Source organism: uncultured Amaricoccus sp. (assembly GCF_937858865.1).
GTDB lineage: Bacteria > Pseudomonadota > Alphaproteobacteria > Rhodobacterales > Rhodobacteraceae > Amaricoccus.
Genome location: NZ_CALLYO010000136.1, coordinates 1 through 2,770 on the forward strand (window position 1 = coordinate 1; position 2,770 = coordinate 2,770).

General features: G+C 71.2%; 2 protein-coding genes. Both read left to right on the forward strand.

What is annotated here, in order from left to right; translation table 11 throughout:
• Positions 1-1,220: Na+/H+ antiporter NhaC family protein (locus Q0112_RS03820; RefSeq protein WP_297971626.1), on the forward strand; the 1,220-nt coding region annotated here is incomplete at its 5' end.
• A 13-nt stretch (positions 1,221-1,233) separates the two neighbouring features.
• A complete protein-coding gene (locus Q0112_RS03825; protein WP_297971630.1) occupies positions 1,234-2,598 on the forward strand; it encodes a porin in 1,365 nt (454 codons plus the stop codon).
• The last annotated feature ends 172 nt before the right edge of the window (positions 2,599-2,770 follow it).

Below are 2,770 nucleotides of genomic sequence, written 5' to 3' on the forward strand. Positions count from 1 at the left end.
TGCTCGCGGTCGGCGCGCTGATCGGCACCTGGGCGCTCAGTGGCACGCTGATGGCCATGGTCTACTACGGGCTGAAGCTCCTCGATCCGAACTACTTCTACATGAGCGCCTGCCTGATCGCGGCCTTCGTCGCGGTCTCGATCGGCAGCTCCTGGACCGTGGCCGGCACCATCGGCATAGGGCTGATGGGGGTGGCGCAGAAGATGGGCCTCGATCCGGCGATCGCCGCCGGCGCGATCATCTCGGGGGCCTATTTCGGCGACAAGTCCTCGCCGCTCTCCGACACCGCGAACCTCGCCTGCGCCGCCGCCGGCGCCAACCTCTACGACCACGTCCGCGAGTCGCTCTGGACCTCCGCCCCGGCGCTCGCCGTCGCCGTCCTCGGCTTCTGGCTGCTCGGGGCGCGCGGCGACTTCGACGCCTCGGGGATCGCCGCCGGCATCGAGGCCGCCTTCCACCCCTCGCTCGTGCACTTCCTGCCGCTCGTGCTCGTCCTCGCGCTGGCGCTGCTGCGCTGGCCGCCCTTCGTGACGATCTTCATCGGCGCGCTGGCGGGCGGCCTGCTCGCCGTCGTCGCCGCGCCCGAGCGCGTCGTCGCCTTCGCCGGTGGTGACCTGCCGCACGGCCTCGCGCTCCTCAAGGGGATCTGGGCGGCGCTCGCCACCGGCTACGTGTCCACCACCGGCGAGCCGGCCGTCGACGAGCTGCTGACCCGCGGCGGCATGTCGAGCATGCTCGGCACCGTCTGGCTGATCCTGGTCGCGCTCGCCTTCGGCGGCATCGTCGAGAAGGCGGGGGTGCTCGACCGGCTGATCGGGCCGGTGATCGCGGCCGCGCGCTCGGTCGGGGCGCTGGTCGCCGCGCTGGTCGGCGCGGCCTTCGCCACCAACGTGCTCGCCTCCGACCAGTACATCGCCGTCGTGCTCCCGGGGCGCATGTTCCGTGGTGCCTTCGCGGCGCGCGGGCTCGCCCCGGTGGTGCTCTCCCGCGCGCTCGGCGACTCGGGCACGGTGACCTCGCCGCTCATCCCCTGGAACAGCTGCGGCGCCTACATGGCCGCGACCCTCGGCGTCGCCACCACCGCCTATCTGCCCTTCGCCTTCTTCAACCTCCTCAACCCCTTCGTCTCGATCGCCTTCGCCTGCCTCGGCCTCAGGATGCTGCGGCAGGCGACACCCTCCGGCCCGGTCCCGACCGGCCCGCACTCCGACCAACACTGAAGGAGCTCCGCCCATGTTCCCGGCAGGATCGCCGCGCGTCCTCACCGCCACCGCCCTCGCCCTCGCCGCCGCCGCCCCCGCGGCGGCGCAGCAGGCGAGCACCGCCGACATCGACCGGATGATGGCGGTGATCGAGGCGCAGCAGCAGCAGATCGACGCGATGCGCGCCGAGCTGAACGCGCTCAAGTCCCAGCGCACCGCCACCGCTGCGCCAGCCGCTTCGCCAGCCGCTTCGCCAGCCGCTTCGCCAGCCGCTTCGCCGGTGGCGGTCGCGGCCGCTCCCGCCGCGGCTTCGCCGGACGAGGATGACCGCACCGAGGCGCAGATGGTCGCCGAGGGCTTCACCTGGAAGGACGCAAGCGGTCGCTCGCTCACGCTCTCGGGCCAGATCAACCCGGCGTTCAACATCGTCGACGACGGCATCTCGACCGACGTCTTCATCGTCGACAACGACACCTCCGGCACCCGCTTCCGCCTCGACGCCGACGCGCCGCTCGGCGAGACCTCGATCGGGGCCACCATCGAGATCGGCGCGAGCCCGAACAACTCCTATGACGTCAACCAGCTCGACGCCCAGACCGACGCGGACTTCAACGTTCGCCGCGCCGAGGTCACCTTCCGCAACGACCGCTTCGGCCGCCTGCAGCTCGGCCAGGGCTCAAGCGCTGCCGACGACACGGCCGAATACGACCTCTCGCTCGTCGCCGGTCCGATCATGTACGCGGGCGTCGCCGACATCGCCGGCGGCATCCTCTTCACCGACGGCGTCGACTACAGCGACACGGCCGTGGGCGACGCCTTCTTCGACTTCGACGGCGACCGGATGGCCCGCGCCCGCTACGACAGTCCGATGCTCGGCCCGGTCCAGGGTTCCGTCTCCTACGGCGAAGACGACCAGTGGGCCGCGGCGGTCACGCTCGGCGGCGACTACGGCGACTGGAGCGGCTGGACCGTCGGCGCCTTCACCTTCCTCGCCGCGGCATCGGTCTACAACATCGACGACGACACCGTGGACTACGGCTATGCCGCGTCCGGCTCGGTGCTGCACGACCCGACCGGCCTCAGCCTCACGCTCTCGACCGGCGGCTACAAGCTCGACGAGGGCGACGACCCGACGAACTTCTACGCCAAGATCGGCTGGGATACCGACTTCTGGCCGCTCGGGCCGACCGGCTTCGGTTTCGACTACACCAAGGGCGAGAACGTCTCGAGCGAGGGCGCCGACGGCACCTCCTTCGGCATCGCCGCGGTGCAGAAGATCGAGCGCTACGGCATCGACCTCTACGGCCAGCTGCGCTGGTACGAGCTCGACGAGGCCGCGAATCCCGACCTGAAGAACATCACCGTCGGCACCTTCGGCACCAAGTTCGTCTTCTGACCACGCACCGGCCGCTCCCTCGCCTCGCCCGAAACGGCACCGTGGGGAGCGGCAGCGCCGCCGCCGGAGCGGCGCGCGACGACCTCGGCCGCTCGGTCTCTCCGTGCTTGAGCGGCTCGTGGTGCGATGGAACGCTGCCCCGTCCTCAGGGTCGAGCGTCGACTGCTGGGCA

Excerpts from the sequence above, each read along its gene's own strand:
- Q0112_RS03825 (WP_297971630.1), top strand. The coding sequence starts at position 1,234 with ATGTTCCCGGCAGGATCGCCGCGCGTCCTCACCGCCACCGCCCTCGCC.